Annotated in this window: 18 protein-coding genes; 9 read left to right on the plus strand and 9 right to left on the minus strand. The window is 58.0% G+C overall.

Annotated features, from left to right (window positions below):
- Positions 1-116: 116 nt before the first annotated feature.
- From R2A130_RS06865 to R2A130_RS06880, 4 genes are all read left to right on the plus strand, one after another.
- Positions 117-1,571 carry a murein hydrolase activator EnvC gene (locus tag R2A130_RS06865; protein ID WP_009464284.1) on the plus strand — a complete coding sequence of 485 codons (1,455 nt, stop codon included), beginning with the start codon at positions 117-119 and terminating at the stop codon, positions 1,569-1,571.
- Entirely contained in the window at positions 1,561-2,913 is a 1,353-nt protein-coding gene (locus R2A130_RS06870) for a S41 family peptidase (RefSeq protein WP_009464285.1), read from the plus strand. Before R2A130_RS06865 ends, R2A130_RS06870 begins: the two co-directional genes overlap by 11 nt.
- An 85-nt stretch (positions 2,914-2,998) precedes the next feature.
- Positions 2,999-4,225 carry a divergent polysaccharide deacetylase family protein gene (locus R2A130_RS17520; protein WP_009464286.1) on the plus strand — a complete coding sequence of 409 codons (1,227 nt, stop codon included), beginning with the start codon at positions 2,999-3,001 and terminating at the stop codon, positions 4,223-4,225.
- Positions 4,222-4,746 carry an RNA pyrophosphohydrolase gene (locus R2A130_RS06880; protein WP_009464287.1) on the plus strand — a complete coding sequence of 175 codons (525 nt, stop codon included), beginning with the start codon at positions 4,222-4,224 and terminating at the stop codon, positions 4,744-4,746. The genes R2A130_RS17520 and R2A130_RS06880 overlap by 4 nt, the downstream gene beginning before the upstream one ends.
- 125 nt (positions 4,747-4,871) lie before the next feature.
- Here R2A130_RS06880 and R2A130_RS06885 read toward each other — a convergent pair whose 3' ends face one another.
- From R2A130_RS06885 to R2A130_RS18415, 6 genes are all read right to left on the minus strand, one after another.
- Entirely contained in the window at positions 4,872-5,273 is a 402-nt protein-coding gene (locus tag R2A130_RS06885) for a F0F1 ATP synthase subunit epsilon (protein WP_009464288.1), read from the minus strand.
- Positions 5,274-5,353: 80 nt separating this feature from the next.
- Entirely contained in the window at positions 5,354-6,895 is a 1,542-nt protein-coding gene (gene atpD, locus R2A130_RS06890; RefSeq protein WP_009464289.1) for a F0F1 ATP synthase subunit beta, read from the minus strand.
- A gap of 111 nt (positions 6,896-7,006) precedes the next feature.
- The gene (locus R2A130_RS06895; RefSeq protein WP_009464290.1) at positions 7,007-7,888 is read right to left on the minus strand and encodes a F0F1 ATP synthase subunit gamma; all 882 of its coding nucleotides are present in this window, start codon (positions 7,886-7,888) and stop codon (positions 7,007-7,009) included.
- Between the two features lie 65 nt (positions 7,889-7,953).
- A complete protein-coding gene (gene atpA, locus R2A130_RS06900) occupies positions 7,954-9,483 on the minus strand; it encodes a F0F1 ATP synthase subunit alpha (RefSeq protein ID WP_009464291.1) in 1,530 nt (509 codons plus the stop codon).
- Positions 9,484-10,056: a F0F1 ATP synthase subunit delta gene (locus tag R2A130_RS06905; RefSeq protein ID WP_009464292.1), complete on the minus strand. Its 573-nt coding sequence runs from the start codon at positions 10,054-10,056 to the stop codon at positions 9,484-9,486.
- A gap of 224 nt (positions 10,057-10,280) precedes the next feature.
- Entirely contained in the window at positions 10,281-10,673 is a 393-nt protein-coding gene (locus R2A130_RS18415; RefSeq protein ID WP_009464293.1) for a DUF4345 family protein, read from the minus strand.
- An 88-nt stretch (positions 10,674-10,761) separates the two neighbouring features.
- Between R2A130_RS18415 and R2A130_RS06915 the strand changes: the two genes are divergently transcribed.
- A complete protein-coding gene (locus R2A130_RS06915; protein ID WP_198008658.1) occupies positions 10,762-11,307 on the plus strand; it encodes a GNAT family N-acetyltransferase in 546 nt (181 codons plus the stop codon).
- Here the strand turns inward: R2A130_RS06915 and R2A130_RS06920 are convergent.
- A complete protein-coding gene (locus tag R2A130_RS06920; protein ID WP_009464295.1) occupies positions 11,304-11,720 on the minus strand; it encodes a DUF4345 family protein in 417 nt (138 codons plus the stop codon). The two genes, R2A130_RS06915 and R2A130_RS06920, sit on opposite strands and share 4 nt — an antisense overlap.
- A 171-nt stretch (positions 11,721-11,891) precedes the next feature.
- Between R2A130_RS06920 and R2A130_RS06925 the strand changes: the two genes are divergently transcribed.
- The 3 genes from R2A130_RS06925 (at position 11,892) to R2A130_RS06935 (ending at position 14,019) form a co-directional block, all read left to right on the plus strand.
- Positions 11,892-12,326, plus strand: a complete 435-nt coding sequence (locus tag R2A130_RS06925) for a hypothetical protein (protein ID WP_009464296.1) — start codon at positions 11,892-11,894, stop codon at positions 12,324-12,326.
- Between the two features lie 82 nt (positions 12,327-12,408).
- Positions 12,409-12,729 carry a YciI family protein gene (locus tag R2A130_RS06930; RefSeq protein WP_009464297.1) on the plus strand — a complete coding sequence of 107 codons (321 nt, stop codon included), beginning with the start codon at positions 12,409-12,411 and terminating at the stop codon, positions 12,727-12,729.
- A gap of 693 nt (positions 12,730-13,422) precedes the next feature.
- Entirely contained in the window at positions 13,423-14,019 is a 597-nt protein-coding gene (locus R2A130_RS06935; protein ID WP_009464298.1) for a LysE family translocator, read from the plus strand.
- 161 nt (positions 14,020-14,180) lie between these two features.
- Here the strand turns inward: R2A130_RS06935 and R2A130_RS06940 are convergent, their stop codons facing one another.
- Positions 14,181-16,409, minus strand: a complete 2,229-nt coding sequence (locus tag R2A130_RS06940) for a primosomal protein N' (RefSeq protein ID WP_371179388.1) — start codon at positions 16,407-16,409, stop codon at positions 14,181-14,183.
- 131 nt (positions 16,410-16,540) lie between these two features.
- Here R2A130_RS06940 and fsa point away from each other — a divergent pair, with 131 nt between their 5' ends.
- The gene (fsa, locus tag R2A130_RS06945) at positions 16,541-17,191 is read left to right on the plus strand and encodes a fructose-6-phosphate aldolase (RefSeq protein WP_040305306.1); all 651 of its coding nucleotides are present in this window, start codon (positions 16,541-16,543) and stop codon (positions 17,189-17,191) included.
- A gap of 44 nt (positions 17,192-17,235) precedes the next feature.
- Here the strand turns inward: fsa and R2A130_RS06950 are convergent, their stop codons facing one another.
- On the minus strand, positions 17,236-18,162 hold the full coding sequence (locus R2A130_RS06950) for a LysR family transcriptional regulator (RefSeq protein WP_009464301.1): 927 nt from the start codon (positions 18,160-18,162) through the stop codon (positions 17,236-17,238).
- Positions 18,163-18,176: the final 14 nt, after the last annotated feature.

Below are 18,176 nucleotides of genomic sequence, written 5' to 3' on the forward strand. Positions count from 1 at the left end.
CGCAATCTTTGCACTAAATATTGCCGAGCTATGCCGTTGTGATCTTCAAGCAGCCCCTCGCATCCCACCCACATAGTTAATCGACCCTTAACGCCGAAATCGCTACACTTCCGCTCATGCGCGTCACTCTCACATCGCTGATTCTGGCAACGACCCTCACGGTCGTCCCTGCCCACGCCCAAACGCCGACGCAGAAGAAGCTCGAGACGAAACTCACCCGCGAGCAACAGCTTCAGCAGGTGCAGCAACAGCTCGAACAGGCAAAACTGCGCCGGGAAGCATTGGCGCAGGAGATCGAGGATCTCGGGCGCGATGAAGGTTCGATCAACCGCGCGCTGGTGGAGGCGGCCAATCGTAGTCAAGACCTTGAAGTGCAGGTCGACCGCGCCGAGCGGGAACTTTCCGCACTGGAACGCACCCGTGAACAGTTGAACAAGTCACTTGCCGGTCAACGACAGGTCTTGGCCAAGGTGCTCGGTGCGTTGCAGCGCATGGGCCGCAAGCCACCGCCTGCGCTTCTCGTCCACCCAGATGATGCGCTATCCTCCGTGCGCGGTGCGATCCTGATGGGTTCCGTCGTTCCGCCCCTGCGCGCCAAAGCCTCGGTCCTCTCCGCCCAGTTAGAAACGCTAGCACGCACCACCCGCCAGATCGCCGAGCAAAAACAGGCCGTCACCGCATCGCTCAACGCATTGGGCGAAGACGAACAACGCCTTAACGCGCTGCTGGATCGCAAGCAGGAGCTTTCCGGAAAAACAACGGTAGAGCTCATGTCAGAGCAGCGCCGCGCCACCGAGCTAGCCTCCAAAGCGAAGTCGCTCGCGGGTCTCATCGGGTCATTGGAAAGCCAGATTGATTCGGCAGCTGATGCTGCAGCCCAGGCCCGCGCCGCAGATGAAGCCCGCGCAAGAGCCGAAAATGAACGATTGGCCGCTGCTCGCGCGAAATTGAAGGATGGTCTCGATGTCGCAGCACTTCGCCCCCGCGCTATCGACCCTGACGCCAAGCTGCCCGTGCTCACCGCAGACCCAACCCGAAAATCCCCGGCCATTCCCTTCTCCAAAGCTGCCGGACAAGTGCTGAGACCGGTTGCAGGCCCAACATTGCTGCGTTTCGGCGACAGGCTCCCTTCCGGCACGTCAGCCCGTAATATTGCCATCACAACTCGTCCAAACGCCCGTGTTCGCGCCCCTGCGGACAGTTGGGTGGTCTATTCCGGCCCGTTCCGCAGCTACGGCCAGCTTCTTATTTTGAACGCAGGCGAGACCTATCATCTCATTATTGCCGGATTGGCCGAGACCAATGTGCGCACCGGACAGTTCGTTTTAGCAGGCGAACCGGTGGGCCGAATGGGCATGACTGCAAACCCTGGTCTCGCGCAATTAACCGGTCAGGTGAACGATAGCTCTGCCGCTTCCCAAGACCCCGTGGTCACGGTAGAGTTGAGACGAGACGGAACGCCGATCGATCCATCGCCATGGCTGGTGAAGGAAAGATTGCAACAGACCATCGGCACCATAGGTCAATCGGACCAACAGGTTGCCCCAGAGGATACGAGAAATGATTCGTAGAGTTTCTATGTTGATGGCCGGTGTTGCCATCGGTGCAACAAGCCTTCTTGCAGTCCAGACGGGCCTCGGCTTCCAGAGTTCGGCAGATGCTGCCGGTTCGGAAACCTATAAACAGCTCGATATTTTCGGCGATGTGTTTGAACGCATTCGTTCACAATATGTGACCGAACCCAAAGAAGAAGAGCTGATCAAAAGCGCCATCAACGGCATGTTGAAGGACCTCGACCCACATTCCGGTTATCTCGACCTGCGGGAAAGCCGCTCCATGCAGACCCAGACCAAGGGTGAGTTTGGCGGCCTCGGCATCGAAGTGACGATGGAAGACGAGCTGATCAAAGTGATCGCGCCCATCGATGATACCCCTGCTGCAAAAGCCGGCGTGTTGTCCGGCGACCTCGTGTCCCAGATTGACGGCGTGAACGTGCGCGGCCTGTCGCTGCAAGAGGGCGTCGATAAGATGCGCGGCCTCATCAACACGCCCATCGTGCTGACCATCCTGCGCAAGGGTGCCGACAAGCCGATGAAGATCACCATCGTGCGCGACAAGATTGTACTCAAATCGGTGAAATCCCGCGTCATCGACGGCGATGTTGGCTATCTCGACGTGAACGGCTTTACCGAACAGACGCTTAAGGGTCTGAAGGAAGCTATCGCGAAAATCCGCGAAGAGGTGAAGGATGAAGACCTTAAAGGTTACGTCGTAGACCTTCGTCTCAACCCGGGCGGTCTGCTTGGTCAGGCGATTGGCGTATCCGACAGTTTCCTGAACCGTGGCGAAATCGTTTCCACCCGTGGCCGCGCCAAGGGCGACGTTCAGCGCAACAATGCAACTCCGGGCGATCTTACACGCGGCAAGCCGGTGATAGTGCTCATCAACGGCGGCTCAGCCTCCGCTTCGGAAATCGTTGCAGGGGCACTGCAGGACCATCGCCGTGCCACCGTCATTGGTACCCGCTCCTTCGGTAAGGGTTCCGTTCAGACCATCATCCCGCTGGGCAACGACAAAGGCGCGCTGCGTATCACCACGGCGCTCTACTACACGCCATCTGGCTGCTCCATTCAGGGCAAGGGCATCGACCCCGATATCATTATCGATCAGCCCCTTCCGGTTGAACTTCAGGGGCGCGTCGAGGCCCGCGGCGAAAGCAACTTGCGCAATTCCATTGAGGGTGAAAGCCAGGACGATAGCGGCTCCGGCTCCTTCGCCTATGTCCCACCGGACCCGAAGGATGACCTTCAGCTCAACCACGCACTCGATCTGCTGCGTGGCATCAAGAAGGATGCGTCTTTCCCACCGGCCACCGATGAAGTGCTTAACAGCAAGGACTGCAAACGCGTCTAGTCTCAAGCTGTCTGTTCTGTCATTGATAGGCGTATGAGGCAGCAATGTTGAACGCCAAAACGGCAGATGAGAACCGTAGACCGGCATGAGTGACCTTCATAAACCGATCGGCGTTGACCCCAAATCCAAGTCGGGCGGCATAGGTGCCGTTCCGGTTTCGATTTGGCTTATGGTTGCCGCACTAATTTTGGTCGGCAGTTTCACATGGCTGTACCTTGAAGGTCGTGATGACGGATCGCAGGTTGTGGCTGTCAACGAAGCCGGACAAACTTCCCAGACAACTGCACCCGCACCAGCCACCGACCAATCTACACCATCCGATAATGGCGGGGATGATGTTCCTGTCGAACCAAAATTCGATGCTGACGGCAACATCATCATTGATCTGTCCAAAACGAAGCGGCTTTCTCCGTTGGAACCGCTTCCTGATGAGCCAGATGGCACTTCGACGCCAGCCAAACCGCAGATCGCCTTTCAGCCGCGTCAGAACCCTGCCATCCAGTCGGCCCGCCGCAATCCATGGATGCCGGTACCGGACAATCTGGAGCCGAGCGAATTCGGTCGTCTTCCGAAAGTTTCCGGCGACGGTACCCGACCGCTCGATATTCATTCCGCGTCCAGCGGTGCCGTTGGTGCCAACCGCATCGCATTAGTGCTAGGCGGCCTCGGTTTGAGCCAGACCGGCACGCAAGAGGCCATCAAACGCTTGCCTGAAGGCATCACGCTGGCATTCTCCCCGCAGGGCAACTCCTTGCAACGCTGGATGCAAGCTGCCCGCCGTGAAGGCCACGAAGTGGCGCTGCAACTGCCCATGGAGCCTCTCGGATACCCGACAGTGAACCCCGGTCCGCAGACGCTGAACAGCAAGGTGAGCAAGGGCGCGAACCTGAAAAGCCTGCGTTGGTCGCTGGGACGCATGACCAACTATCCCGTCGTCATCAATTATCTGGGCGCAGGAATGCTCTCCAACCGCCCTGCCCTTGAACCAATTCTACAGGAATTGAGAGCGCGGGGATTGGGCATCGTCGATGACGGGACTGTGCAGTCAAGCAATCTCGTCACCTATGCCAACGAAATGCGCCTCCCCAACGCCAAGGCATCCATCATTATAGACCGTGTGCGCGATGCAGACCGTATCCGCGCGCAATTGCAGACGCTCGAAGCCGTTGCACGCCAGCAGGGCAACGTAATCGCCACGGCCACAGCGTTTCCACAGACGGTGGAAATCGTCGAGGAGTGGGCCAAGACACTCAATCAACGCGGTATCCTGCTGGTGCCGCTGTCCAATCTCGTGCGCGACTATTCCCGTTGACGAAACCGATCACCGCACCTGATCTGCCGTATCGTCCCTGCGTCGGCGTCGTGGTGTTCAACAACGTAGGCAAAGTGTGGGCAGGTAGACGCTCGCCTACCAACAACACCGAATATTCAGGCTCTCCCAAGCTTTGGCAGTTCCCACAGGGCGGCATTGATGACGGCGAAGACCCTCGTGCAGCCGGATTGCGAGAGCTCTATGAAGAGACGGGCATGGAAACGGTGACGCTGCTGGAAGAGCTTCCAGACTGGTTGCATTACGATCTTCCCGCAGACCTGATTGGTATTGGCCTAAAGGGAAAGTTTCGTGGTCAGAAGCAGCGCTGGTTCGCCTATCGCTTTGAGGGTGATGACGAGGAAATCCAGATCGCTCCGCCGCCAGATGGACACGCACAGGAATTCGATGAATGGGCGTGGCGTGATCTAGCCGAAATGCCGGATCTGATCGTTGAGTTCAAACGCGAGATTTATCTGGAGCTGGCAAAACGGCTGTCATCATACGCTAAGGCCGCTGTCTAACAACCAACGTTACAGGCCAGCTGCCTCCTGCATCATTTCAATGACGCAGAGCATAGTGCTTGTGATCTTATTGGGGATAGATTGGCAGCAACATCTGATAATCGATCTGGCTACAAAAGTAGTGCCTACAGATGCGTTTCTTCGAAATGCGTCAGCTGGTCGAGATAGGACTGGTGATCCGCTTTGCGGTTCTCGTCTTTCTCAGCGTTCATCGCTTCTTCGGCAGCTTTACGCTGACCTGCCATCATTTCGCTGGTCAGCTCGCCGCGTGGGATAGCGAACTCGGCCAACACGGTTACGGCGTCAGGCGTGATGTCGGCGAAGCCGCCTTTGACGAAATATTCGGTCTCATCGCCATCAGCCATTTTCACCGACACGAGACCGGGGCGCAGGCTAGTCATCACTGGCGCATGGTTGCTCAAGACGCCCATGTCGCCTTCAACGGCGGGCACAGTAACGATTTCAGCTGCGCCCGACAGCATGAGCTTTTCGGGAGAAACGAGTTCGAATGTGAACGTATCGGCCATGTCGCGTCTTCCTGAGAGGCTTTAGTTATCGAGCGACGACCCGTTTGCCGTCGCTCCTTATTGTCGTTTGAACCAGAAGCCTAAGCGGCTTCGGCAGCCATTTTCTGAGCCTTCTCGATAGCTTCATCCATGTTGCCAACCATGTAGAAGGCACCTTCTGGCAGGTGATCGTACTCACCGGCGACCAGACCCTGGAAACCTTTGATGGTGTCTTCCAGATCGACCAGCTTACCCGGCGAACCGGTGAAGACTTCAGCCACGAAGAATGGCTGTGACAGGAAGCGCTCGATTTTACGGGCGCGGGCCACGGCAATTTTGTCTTCTTCGGAAAGCTCGTCCATGCCGAGAATAGCGATGATGTCCTGAAGCGCTTTGTAACGCTGCAGCACTTCCTGCACTTCACGGGCAACCGCATAGTGCTCGTCGCCGATGACCAGCGGGTCCAACATGCGTGATGTGGAATCCAACGGGTCAACCGCGGGGTAGATCCCCTTTTCAGCGATCGAGCGGTTCAAAACCGTGGTCGCGTCCAAGTGAGCAAACGATGTAGCCGGGGCAGGGTCGGTCAAGTCATCTGCGGGCACGTAAATAGCCTGCACCGATGTGATCGAGCCTTTGGTCGTGGTCGTGATGCGCTCCTGCATGGAACCCATGTCGGTGGCCAGCGTGGGCTGGTAGCCCACAGCAGACGGGATACGACCGAGAAGCGCGGACACTTCCGAACCGGCTTGCGTAAAGCGGAAGATGTTGTCCACGAAGAACAACACGTCTTGGCCTTTGTCGCGGAAGTCTTCCGCAATGGTCAGACCGGACAATGCAACGCGGGCACGGGCTCCGGGAGGCTCGTTCATCTGGCCGTACACGAGCGCAGCTTTGGAGCCTGTCGTTGAGCCATTATTTTCGTTTGGATCGACGTTCACGTTGGATTCGATCATTTCCCAGTAAAGGTCGTTACCTTCACGTGTACGCTCGCCGACACCAGCGAAGACGGAGTAGCCGCCGTGCGCTTTCGCGACGTTGTTGATCAATTCCATGATGAGAACGGTTTTGCCCACACCGGCGCCGCCGAACAGGCCGATCTTGCCGCCTTTTGCGTAAGGCGCGAGAAGGTCGACAACCTTGATGCCCGTAACGAGAATCTCAGAGTTTGTGGACTGCTCGATATAGGGTGGCGCTTCAGCGTGAATGGCGCGGGTTTCAGTTGCCGTGATCGGGCCAACTTCATCCACCGGCTCGCCGATGACGTTGATGATGCGACCAAGCATTTCTTCGCCAACAGGAACCATAATTGGGGAGCCGGTGTCGCTAACGGCTTGGCCGCGAACAAGACCTTCGGTCGCGTCCATCGCGATGGTGCGAACTGTGTTTTCACCAAGGTGCTGGGCGACTTCGAGAACCAGACGGTTGCCGTTATTGTCGGTTTCCAGCGCGTTCAGGATGGGCGGCAATTCACTATCGAAGTGAACGTCGACAACGGCGCCGATGACCTGTGAAATCTGGCCTTTGGCACCGGATGCCATGGCAGCTTTCTTCGGTGCGGCTTTTTTGGCCGGTGCCTTCTTGGCTGCAGGCTTCTTAGCCGCTGCCTTTGCAGGTGTTTTGGGTGTCGCTGCTTTAGCCATGGGTCGTACCCTTCTCTCTCATGCTTCCTTCGGGCGGGCTGTTGGCCGTTCCGGGAAATTCGTCTGCGGCTCACACCGCGTATCTGTTACCGCGCTTTCGCGCTTTGTCTTTTACAGCGCTTCAGCGCCGGCAATGATTTCGATCAGCTCGGTGGTGATCTTGGCCTGACGCTGGCGGTTGAAGGTCAATGTCAGCTTATCGATCATCTCACCGGCGTTTCGTGTGGCGTTGTCCATGGCCGACATGCGGGCACCCTGCTCGGAAGCTGAGTTTTCCAGCAATGCGCGGAAAATCTGGACGGCCACATTGCGCGGCAGAAGATCGTCAAGAATTTTGGTCTCGTCCGGCTCGTAATCGTAGATCGTGCCGCCGGCCTCTGCATCCGCATCCATTTCCGGAATCTGCGGCGGAATGATCTGCTGCGCGGTCGGGATTTGTGAAATCACCGATTTGAACTCGCTGTAGAACAATGTCGCGACGTCAAAACGATCATCAGCGAACATATCGAGCACGGTTTTGGCGATGTCAGCGGCGTTTTCGTAGCCGACATGCTTCACTTCGCGGAGGTCGACAGTCTTCATCATGATATCGGAAAATTCCGACTTCAGGACGTCAGCACCTTTTTTACCCACGGGCAGGATCTGAACCTGTTTGCCGCTAGCGATAAGCTCACGAGCTTTAAGGCGAGCCAAACGTGCGATAGACGAGTTGAAGCCACCGCACAGACCACGTTCAGCGGTGCAGACGATCAGCAAATGCTGTTTGTCGGAACCGGTACCGGCCAACAATTTTGGAGCGCCAGCGCTATCACCCACCGCGTTAGCGATGTTCGCCATGACGGCATCCATGCGCTGCGAATAGGGGCGCGCTGCTTCGGCCGCGCTTTGGGCACGACGAAGTTTGGCGGCCGCCACCATCTGCATGGCTTTGGTGATTTTCTGGGTCGCCTTGACCGAAGCAATTCGGTTTCGGAGGTCCTTAAGAGACGCCATCGAGGCCCCTGCGGTTTGATTGGTTCAGGATTGAGCGGGCGACTTTAGCGTCGCCCGATCCACTCTTATTCAAAGCCTTTAGCGAAAGCATCGATTGCTGACTTCAGACGCGCTGTCATGTCGTCGCTCAGCGCTTTCTTATCGGCAATTTCGCTCATCAGATCGGCATGGTCGGTGTGCATGGACTGCAACAGACCGGTCTCGAACGCGCCAACCCGGTTAACCGGCAGCTTGTCGAGGTAGCCGTTCACACCAGCAAAAAGAACAGCAACCTGCTCTTCCATCTGCAGCGGCGAGAACTGAGCTTGCTTCAGCAATTCCGTCAGACGCGCACCACGGTTCAGCAAGCGCTGGGTGGAAGCATCAAGGTCGGAACCGAACTGGGCAAATGCTGCCATCTCACGATACTGGGCAAGTTCACCCTTGATCGAACCAGCAACCTGTTTCATCGCCTTGAACTGTGCAGCAGAACCCACGCGGGAAACCGACAGACCGACGTTCACAGCAGGACGGATGCCCTGGAAGAAGAGATCGGTTTCAAGGAAGATCTGGCCGTCGGTGATCGAGATCACGTTGGTCGGAATAAACGCGGACACGTCGTTACCCTGCGTTTCGATCACCGGTAGAGCGGTGAGCGAGCCGTTGCCGGCCTTGTCGCCCAGCTTGGCGGAACGCTCAAGCAGACGGGAGTGCAGGTAGAAAACGTCGCCGGGATAAGCTTCACGTCCGGGCGGACGACGAAGCAGGAGCGACATCTGACGGTAGGACACAGCCTGCTTGGACAGATCGTCGTAGCCGATCAGAGCGTGCATGCCGTTGTCGCGGAAATACTCACCCATCGCACAACCGGTAAACGGTGCCAGATACTGCATGGGAGCAGGATCAGATGCGGTAGCCGCAACAACGATGGAATATTCCAGCGCGCCGCGCTCTTCGAGAATTTTCACGAACTGGGCAACGGTGGAACGCTTCTGACCAACCGCGACATAGACGCAGTACAGTTTCTCGCCTTCATCCTTGCCTTTGTGGGCAGGCGCCTGGTTCAGGAACGTGTCCAGAATGATAGCGGTCTTACCGGTCTGACGGTCACCAATGATGAGTTCGCGCTGGCCACGGCCAACGGGGATGAGCGCATCAACGGCTTTCAGGCCGGTCGCCATGGGCTCGTGTACGGATTTACGCGGGATAATACCCGGCGCTTTCACATCCACACGGGCACGTTGCTTGGACTTGATGGGGCCTTTGCCGTCAATCGGGTTACCGAGACCATCGACCACACGGCCGAGGAGCTCTTTACCAACCGGCACGTCCACAATGGAGCCGGTACGTTTAACGGTATCGCCTTCCTTGATGGAACGGTCATTGCCGAAGATCACGACGCCGACATTGTCGGTTTCCAGGTTCAGGGCCATGCCCTGAATACCGCCGGGAAATTCGACCATCTCACCGGCCTGGACCTGATCGAGGCCATAGACACGGGCGATGCCGTCACCGACGGACAACACCTGTCCGACTTCGGAGACTTCTGCCTCCTGTCCGAAATTTTTAATCTGGTCTTTCAGTATCGCGGTAATTTCCGCAGCACGAATGTCCATCTAGCCGACCTCTTTAAGTGCGAGCTTCAGGGAAGAGAGTTTGGTCTTCAGCGATGTGTCGATCTGGCGTGAGCCGATTTTCACGATCATACCACCGAGCAGTGATTGGTCTTCGGTGACGTCGAGCGCCACGTCCTTGCCGACGATGCCTTTCAGCACCGCAGCCAATTCTTTGTTCTGTACTGCCGTCAGCGCATGGGCGACGGTAACTTCAGCAGCGACTTCGCCGCGATGTTCAGCCAGCTTCATGCGGAATGAGCGGATCATGTCCGGCACGGCAAACAGGCGGCGGTTGTTCGCAACGACCTGTGTGAAATTCGCGACCAGTCCGGAAATCTTCGCTTTCGACAAAACCTTGCCCAAAGCCGCGTTCTGCTGGTCGGCGGAAAAGACCGGCGAACGAACGAGACGCATCAGGTCTTCGGAACCCTTCAACATCTCGTCGAGACGGTTCATGTCTTTTTCAACGGCTGGAAGTTTCTTCTCGGAAACGGCGAGATCCAGCAACGCAGAGGCGTAGCGTTCTGCCACTCCGGATACGGGGCCGGATGCTGTCGAGCCGTCTTGAGCCAAGGTGATTATTTCTCACTATTGGGCCGGTTGACCTTGGCATCATACGATACCGCAGTTCCGGTTGGTCCGGTTGAACACACAGCCACCATGAATGATGACAGCCGCATGCAGCGCACCCGTAGATGCGCGAAGCGCGCTCCACCTAACATGGAGAAATTCGAGTCGCAACCGCGTGATACGCCCCTTTGTTGCCCCTTTCGACTAAGGCACAACATTAGTCTTCGTTATGGGATGAGCTGAAGGGCATAAGCGATGGGAAATACCGCACTTGCGATCTCGAACAGCGTCGCAACGACGCAATGTATGTTGAATGTGCGGTCAGCGGCAAAAGAGATGATTCGCCCCAGCACGCAAAAGGCAAATGCTATGCCCAGCGCGAGATAAACCAATGGCTGCGCCAGCAAGATGGAAGCCAACCCCAAACCGGCCCACATGCCGCCGAACGGCCCGCGAATTTCCGACACGCCATTGTTGGTGTTTTCGCGCGGTGCCAGCCCCAACACATGCATGAACCGGCGTGGAATGAGCATTAAAGCCATCCCGATCAGGAATGTCGCAAGGCCGGTGAGGAAGGCGAGCCATTCGCCGGTGGACAGTGGCCAGGCAAATTCGATCATTTTCTTATCCCAAAAGTTGCAGCGCCGCACGGTTCAGGCGACAAATCCCTCTTTCGCATTGCCTGAACGCAAGGCCAAGACCCACACTATGAACGAGACGCCAACAGTGGAAATGCTCCGCACAGAAGAAATGCGGCTGACGCAGACGTTCGAGTCGGAGATTGCGCAACTTCTAAAAGAACCCTTCCACGGTGTCTTCGGCAGCCGCACGTTTTTCCAGAACCGCCATTACATCCGCTTCACGGCGCATATCGATGGCATTTTGATCGGTCATCTAGCGCTGGGCCTGCGCGCCGTAACACTTGGGGACAATTTGCTCGACGTGATCGGCATTGCGGAAGTCGGGATTGATATGGCGTTTCGCGGCCAGGGCATCGGGCGAAGACTGGTGATGGCCGCACTGGAAGAGGGGCGACAATCCCCCGCAAGTTTCGCGCTGCTGTTCGGGGATACGAACATCTACGGTGGCATGGGCTTTGCCAAAGCCAGCAATCCCGTCACCTCCACGAGCTTCGAAGCTGCCCGCACCGGCAAAACGATCACCGAGACCGAACACCCTCTGATGGTCTGTCAGCTGGGCGACAGCGTTTGGAACAATGACCTGCCGCTTGATCTCGCGGGTTTTCGGTTCTAGCCGAACAAAAGCCGGTCAACCCACCCCAGATTGCCGCTCACGTAAAGCGCGGGCAGCGTTGCCAGTATCGCATCGCCCGTAGCCGCCAGCACGTTTTCACGCGAACGCACACCGTCCAAAACGAAAGCCAGGACCCGCCCGAGACACGCGAAGCCGAAGGCCAGTGTCAAAATGATGTAAGGCCGCGGCGTCGATAGAATGATGTACAGCGCGACGCCGACATAAAAGCCGCCCAGTGGCCCTCGCAATTCCGAAAGCCCAAACGCTCGACCCGGCGTCAGGGACAGGCCAGTCCAAGCCATGATGCGGCGCGGGTCCAGCAGCGTGACCAGTCCACCGGCGAGTGCGATCAAGGCAACGCCCATGACGGCCCATTCGGCCAGTGACGCGGGCAATGCTGTGTTCAGGTCCATGGGTATGCCTTTCTATATTGTCATGGTGACATGCACCAAGGCATCGGCGGGGTCACCCGTTTGATAGCCCCTGCGGCATCATGGAGCCGCCTTCCAATCGTCACTCGCAATCCCTACAATCATGGCAACACATGTCATGGCGCAACGCTGCGCCGATAACGGGAGATACCCATGCAGGAACTAGCCAACATCATCGCCGCCAAAGTCGGCATCGACCCAGCACTTGCTGAAAAAGCCGTGGGCATGATGCTCGGCCTCATGCAGCGCACCGCCGACGACGGACCGGTTGCCGAAATGATTAAAGCCATTCCCGGCGGTCCGGAAATGGTCGCCCAGTTCGGCGGCGCAGAAGCTGCCGGTGATGCAGCAGCGTCCGGTGGTGGCGGCCTGATGGGCTCCATCATGGGCGCTGTATCTTCCATGACAGGCGGCGGCGATACAGGCGGCGTCATGGCGATGGGCCAGCAGCTCATGGCCGAAGGTCTCGAAATGGGCCAGATCAAAGACATCGCAACCGAAACATTGTCCTACGCCGAACAGCACGCCGGTGCTGAGACGGTGCAGAAGGTGAAAGACTCCATTCCGGGTCTTGGCGCGTTTCTCTAGGCCACGCCGCACCCAGCAAATTCAGAAGCCGCTTCGGGAAACCGGAGCGGCTTTTCTTTTACAGCCCTCAAAAGAGAAACCTATGCCCTTCCTCATCACAGCCACCGACCACCCGAACAAGAACGCTGAACGCGAAGAGGTCCGGCAGGCGCATCGCGATTATCTCGCATCCTTCGGCAAACGCCTTCTGGCTTCCGGCGCGTTGCTGGATGAGAACGGCGAGAACATCATCGGCGGATCATCGCTGTTCGATACGGACGACCGCGAGGAAGCGCTGCTGTTTGAATCCGAAGACCCCTACGCGCAGGCAGGAATACGAGCCGATGTGAAAATCACACAATGGCGTCTGCGCTGGTGGGTCGGCGAGTTCGATGCCGACGGGCACAGCCCTTCCAAAAAATAGAAAGTCGGGTTCCTAGAAATTCAGTCGTCGCAAAACATCGACCCGCCCTACGGCGTCCGAGTGATCAACAGGCGGCGCAGAGCCGCCCGGGGCTAATGCCCCGCACCCGCGCAGCGAAGGCCCCTTGGGGCCGACAGCGTGAGCGCAACAAGGTGTCGCCGCTTTGGCAAAGCCAAAGCGCAAGCGACCCCGTAAAAAATGAGCCAGCGGAGCAAAGGAATCTGCCGTTAGCCTGTAGTTTCAGGCGAAAAGGCATACGCCTTCGCCCCGCTCGATCCTGCTGCGGATGTGTCTCAACACCATTCCCGTCACCTCCCCGAAGACAGGATGTAAACACCCCGCCGACCTTGCCTTCGGCCCGCCATTGCTGACGTTCGACGTCCGGTCCCGAAGCTGTTGTGGCAGCCCTGCCGATGCGACATAGAGCTCCGCCCGCTTGCGTCCGTTAAGCGCGCGCGACGGAAGGATCGCTCTCACGCAGTCATCAGGTCGGTCCGGACGACCGGCTCATGCGCGAGAGAAAGAGCAGTATGCGGTGAGCACGGAGGGCGGGGAGAGAAAATTTGCCTGAACTCGATTTCGCGCGCGGCAACTACCAATCTGCATTGCTTCCGAAAAATTAGAGTTGCGCGGGAATCGGGTGGTTGTAGCAAGTTAAGTCCGCTTGGATGGGCGTCCCGAAAGGACTTCTACATGCTTCAGACATCAATCGCCCTCATCTTGTTTCTATTCCCGCTCGCCTACAGCCCAGGTCCGGGAAATCTCTTTTTTGCGGCAAACGGGGCACGGTTCGGATTTCGCTCAACATTGCCCATGAACGTCGGTTACCATGCAGCAACATGGGTGGTGACAGCCGCAATCGGCTTCGGCTTCATTGCCGCTGTCGAGCGCTTTCCTGAAGTCTTTGTTATTTTGAAAACGGCCGGCGCTTTCTACGTGCTTTGGCTCGCATGGAAGTTGTTCCGGGCAGGGACAATCGAAGATCACGGGGTAGCGAAACCTGCAACGTTCACTGATGGGGTGATACTGCTTTTGCTCAACCCCAAGGCCTACGTGATTATCACACTCATGTTTACGCAGTTCCTTGATCAGGCGGAAAGCGGATGGGTCTTCATGGTGCTTCTGATCACAACGGTATTTACCATCAACAACCTGATTGCCTTCTCCGTTTGGGCGCTGGTCGGTGAGAAAATCGCTGGGCTTTTTAGAACTCCCGATAGTGCCAACAAACTTAACATGGTTTTCGGTGCAATTTTGGCTGCGGTTGCGGTTTGGATGTTCCTATCCTGAGGTTCCGACTACGGACCTGAAGTATGACCGCCGAAAAACGCAATCCGTTTTGGAACCGCGTCGGGTCTTTTGCAAAACCTAAAAGCAACGGATGTCGAAATTTCTGGCGCGGATATTAGCACTCGCATGCCCACAGCATTAGGGCGAACAAGAGCAAAGCTTCACAAGAAGCTTTGTGGATCCACATCCACTTGCACTCTTATATTTCCGCGCTCCTTTGGCCCCTTCGCCAGCCAGTCGCGGATATAGGTTTGCACGTCTAACGCACGGGGCGCGTGGACGAGCAAGCGCCAACGCCAGCGGCCCCGCACCTGCGCGATGGGGGCTTCTGCGGGGCCGAGCAGAAAGACATCTTCCATGAAGGGCGCGGCGAGTTTCAGGTCCATGGCGTGACGCTCGGTCTCGCGTTTGTCGGTGCCTGAAATGATAAGCGACACGAGGCGGGCGAAAGGCGGCAGACCAGCAGATTTCCGCAGCGCGATCTCGCGCTCGTAAAACGCCTCGCGGTCGCCGGAGACGATGGCTTTGATCACGGGATGGTCGGGCGCATAAGTCTGCAACAGACCTTTCGATTCACCGCCAGCGCGACCCGCACGACCGGTCACCTGTGATAGCAGTTGGAACGTGCGTTCGGCAGCGCGCGGATCACCATTGGCGAGGCCGAGATCGGCGTCCACCACACCCACCACGGTCATCTTCGGGAAGTTGTGGCCCTTGGCGACCAGCTGCGTGCCGATGACGATATCGGCCTGCCCGTCGGCAATCGCCTCCAGCTCCAGCCGCAGGCGCGACACGCCACCCAGCATATCCGACGACAACACGATGATACGCGCTTCGGGGAAAATCGCGTCCACCTCCTCCGCCAGCCGCTCCACGCCAGGACCACAGGCGACGAGATGATCCAGCGTGCCGCAGTTCGTGCAGGCTTCGGGCGTCGGTTCACTGTGGCCGCAGTGGTGGCATTGAAGTTGTCCGCGAAAGCGGTGCTCCACCAACCACGCCGAACAGTTGCGACACTCGAAACGGAACCCGCAAACGCGGCACAACGTCAGCGGCGCGTAACCGCGACGGTTGAGGAACAGCAGCGACTGCTCGCCCCGCGCGGTGGACTGCCGCATTTCCTCTTCCAGAACCGGCGAGACGAACCGCCCGCGCGGCGGCGGGTTTTCGCGCATGTCGATGGTGGAGAGTTTCGGCAGCACCGCAGCGCCATGGCGACGGTCCAAACGCAGGCGGATGTAACGACCGGTATCGGCGTTCACCCGCGTTTCCACCGATGGCGTGGCAGAGGCCAAGACACAAGCGAAGCCACCGAGCCGCGCCCGCACCACCGCCATATCGCGGGCGGAATAGAAGACGCGGTCTTCCTGTTTATAAGCCTGATCGTGCTCCTCATCGACCACCACGAGGCCCAACTCGGCAAAAGGCAGGAACAATGCCGACCGCGCACCGACGACCACCCGTACCGTGCCCTCAGCAACTTGCCTCCAAATCTTCTCGCGCTGGCGCGGCGTGATGCCGGAATGCCATGGCGCAGGCGGTGCGCCGAAACGGGCTTCAAACCGGTCGAGAAAAGTTGCGGTAAGCGCGATTTCCGGAAGCAGCACCAACACCTGTTTGCCAGCGTTCAGCGCGGCGGCGATGGCTTCAAAATACACCTCGGTCTTGCCCGATCCGGTGATGCCGTCGATCAGATGGGTGGAGTATTCATCCGCCTTCACGGCTTCCACCAGCGCATCGGCAGCTTCTTGCTGATCTTCGTTCAGCGGTTTGCCGGCTTGCTTTGGCATAGGCGGTGGAACGATGGGCTGGGGCGGAATATCGCGCGGCGCAAACGTGCCAGCCTTTACCAATCCGTCCACCACGGAAGACGATGTACCCGCCGCATTGGCAAGGCCGGATTTCGTCCAGAGCTGTTTGGTATCCGCTTCGATCAACCCCCGCACCCGTCCGCGCGCATCACTCATGCGGTCCGGCCAATCGCCGGTAAAGGCAATGCCTGGCATCGGCTGTTCAGGATCTAGCGCAGCGGGTGTTCGCAGCAGGCTCTTCAACACCATACCCGGCGGCGCGATTGTGTAATGTGCAATCCAGTCCACAAAACGGCGCATGTCTTCCGGCACCGGCGGGCAATCGAATTTTGTTTCGATGGCGCGTAGCTTTTTTGGATCGACTCCGTTGTCGCCAACGGGTGCATCCCACACGACACTCGCCACTTTGCGCGGGCCAAGCGGCACCTGAACGTAATCTCCCGGCTGCACGTCCATACCCGCAGGCACCGCATAGCTGTAGGGCCGGTCCGCCGGGATCGGCAGCAGCACATAAGCCGTGCGAAGCGGCGCGGCTTCCAGCGGATCACCCAACAGGTCTTTGGCGGTGGCGTCGGTCAATCGGCAATCTCTGTTGGCGGTTACGGTTTCCACTGCGCTTGCGGCAGTCTATGGAAGAGAAAATTCCCCGCCCGATACGGGCGATCCTTCTTCTTGCCCCGATATGGGCGATCCTTGCCGGAGATACCAACATGAAGTTCTTCATCGACACCGCAGACGTGGACGACATCCGCTACTGGAACGAAACCGGCCTGCTGGACGGCGTGACAACGAACCCGTCGCTGATCCTCAAATCCGGTCGCGACATCAAAGAAGTGTTGGCCGAAATCTGCGAGATGGTCGAAGGCGACGTGTCCGGCGAAGTTGCCGCCACCGATTACGACACGATGCTGACAGAAGGCCGCAAACTGGCCGAGATCGCCGACAACATCGTCATCAAACTGCCCACAACCATGGACGGCGTGCGTGCCTGCAAGGTGCTAACGGATGATGGTTTCAAGACAAACATGACGCTGTGCTTCTCCGCCACACAGGCGCTGATGTGCGCCAAGGTCGGCGCGACCTATGTGTCCCCCTTCATCGGCCGCGTGGACGATATGGGCGTCGATGGCATGGAGTTGATCGAGGACATCCGCACGATTTTCGACAATTACGGCTACGAGACGGAAATTCTGGCCGCCTCAATTCGCACCATGAACCACGTCAAAGATTGCGCGATTGCCGGTGCCGATGTGGCGACCATCCCGCCAAGCACTATCGAAAAACTCATTCGGCATCCGCTGACCGACAAGGGTCTGGAAGCGTTTCTGGCTGACTGGGAAAAGACCGGCCAGACGATCTAAACTTCACTGGCTAAACCTCACCGCCTGCCCGCTTCGACCAACATTTATTCGAAGCGGGCATCGCGGGATTCTCGGATTTCCTGTTTTACCGCGATCAGATTTTCGGCAAGCAAGCGGAAGTCATCGCCCAAGGGTGAAGCGCGCCGCCAATGGAGATGAATTTCGTGTTCGGCTTCCGGGTGGTCGATCCGCCGGACAAGGAATTCAGGATCGCGCACAGCTTCTGCAAGTGCATAAAGTGATGGCAACACGGCAACGCCTGCCCCCATCACCGCCATTTGGCGCACGGCGTCCAGACTTGCGCCTTGATAGTCGCGGCTGACGAAAGCTCCTGCTTTTTGGGCCAGCCGCTCGACGATTTCAGCCAGACTGAATTCCGGACTAACCGCCAACAACGGCCTGCCCGAAAGATCGGAAAGTTGCACCGGCCCCCGTTGCGCCGATAGCGGGTCATCGCTTGCAGCGCATATCCACAAGGCTTCTGAAAATAACGGTATGCTGGCTACATCCGGTTCATTGGTGCGCGTGCCGATCACAGCATCGATCCGCCCGTCCTGAAGCTGGGTGAGCAGTTGCACGGTCGCTGCCTCTCGCACAACAAGGCGCAGATCGGGATAGAGCCGGTGAAGCCTGCGGTTTGCGATGGGCATGAAATAGGCCCCCACCGACGGCAGCACCCCAATAGACAGCCGGTCCCCGAACAGGCCGATAGAACCACGGGCAATAGCACGGAATTCCCGCCCGTCCTGCAAAATGGCGCGCCCTTTGGGCAGCAGCTTCCGACCCAGCGGCGTAAGCGTGACCCTACGGGACGTGCGCTCGAACAACCTCGCGCCTAGCTCATCTTCCATCGTTGCCAACTGTTTCGACAAGCTGGGCTGCGTGACGCCCAGATTGTCAGCAGCCACACCGAAAGCGCCATATTCGGCGACGGCAACAAAATACTCGATCTGGCGCAGGCTTGGGCGCATCAACAGGTCTTTTC

The sequence above is a fragment of the Ahrensia sp. R2A130 genome (assembly GCF_000179775.1).
In the GTDB taxonomy this organism is placed as follows: domain Bacteria; phylum Pseudomonadota; class Alphaproteobacteria; order Rhizobiales; family Rhizobiaceae; genus Pseudahrensia.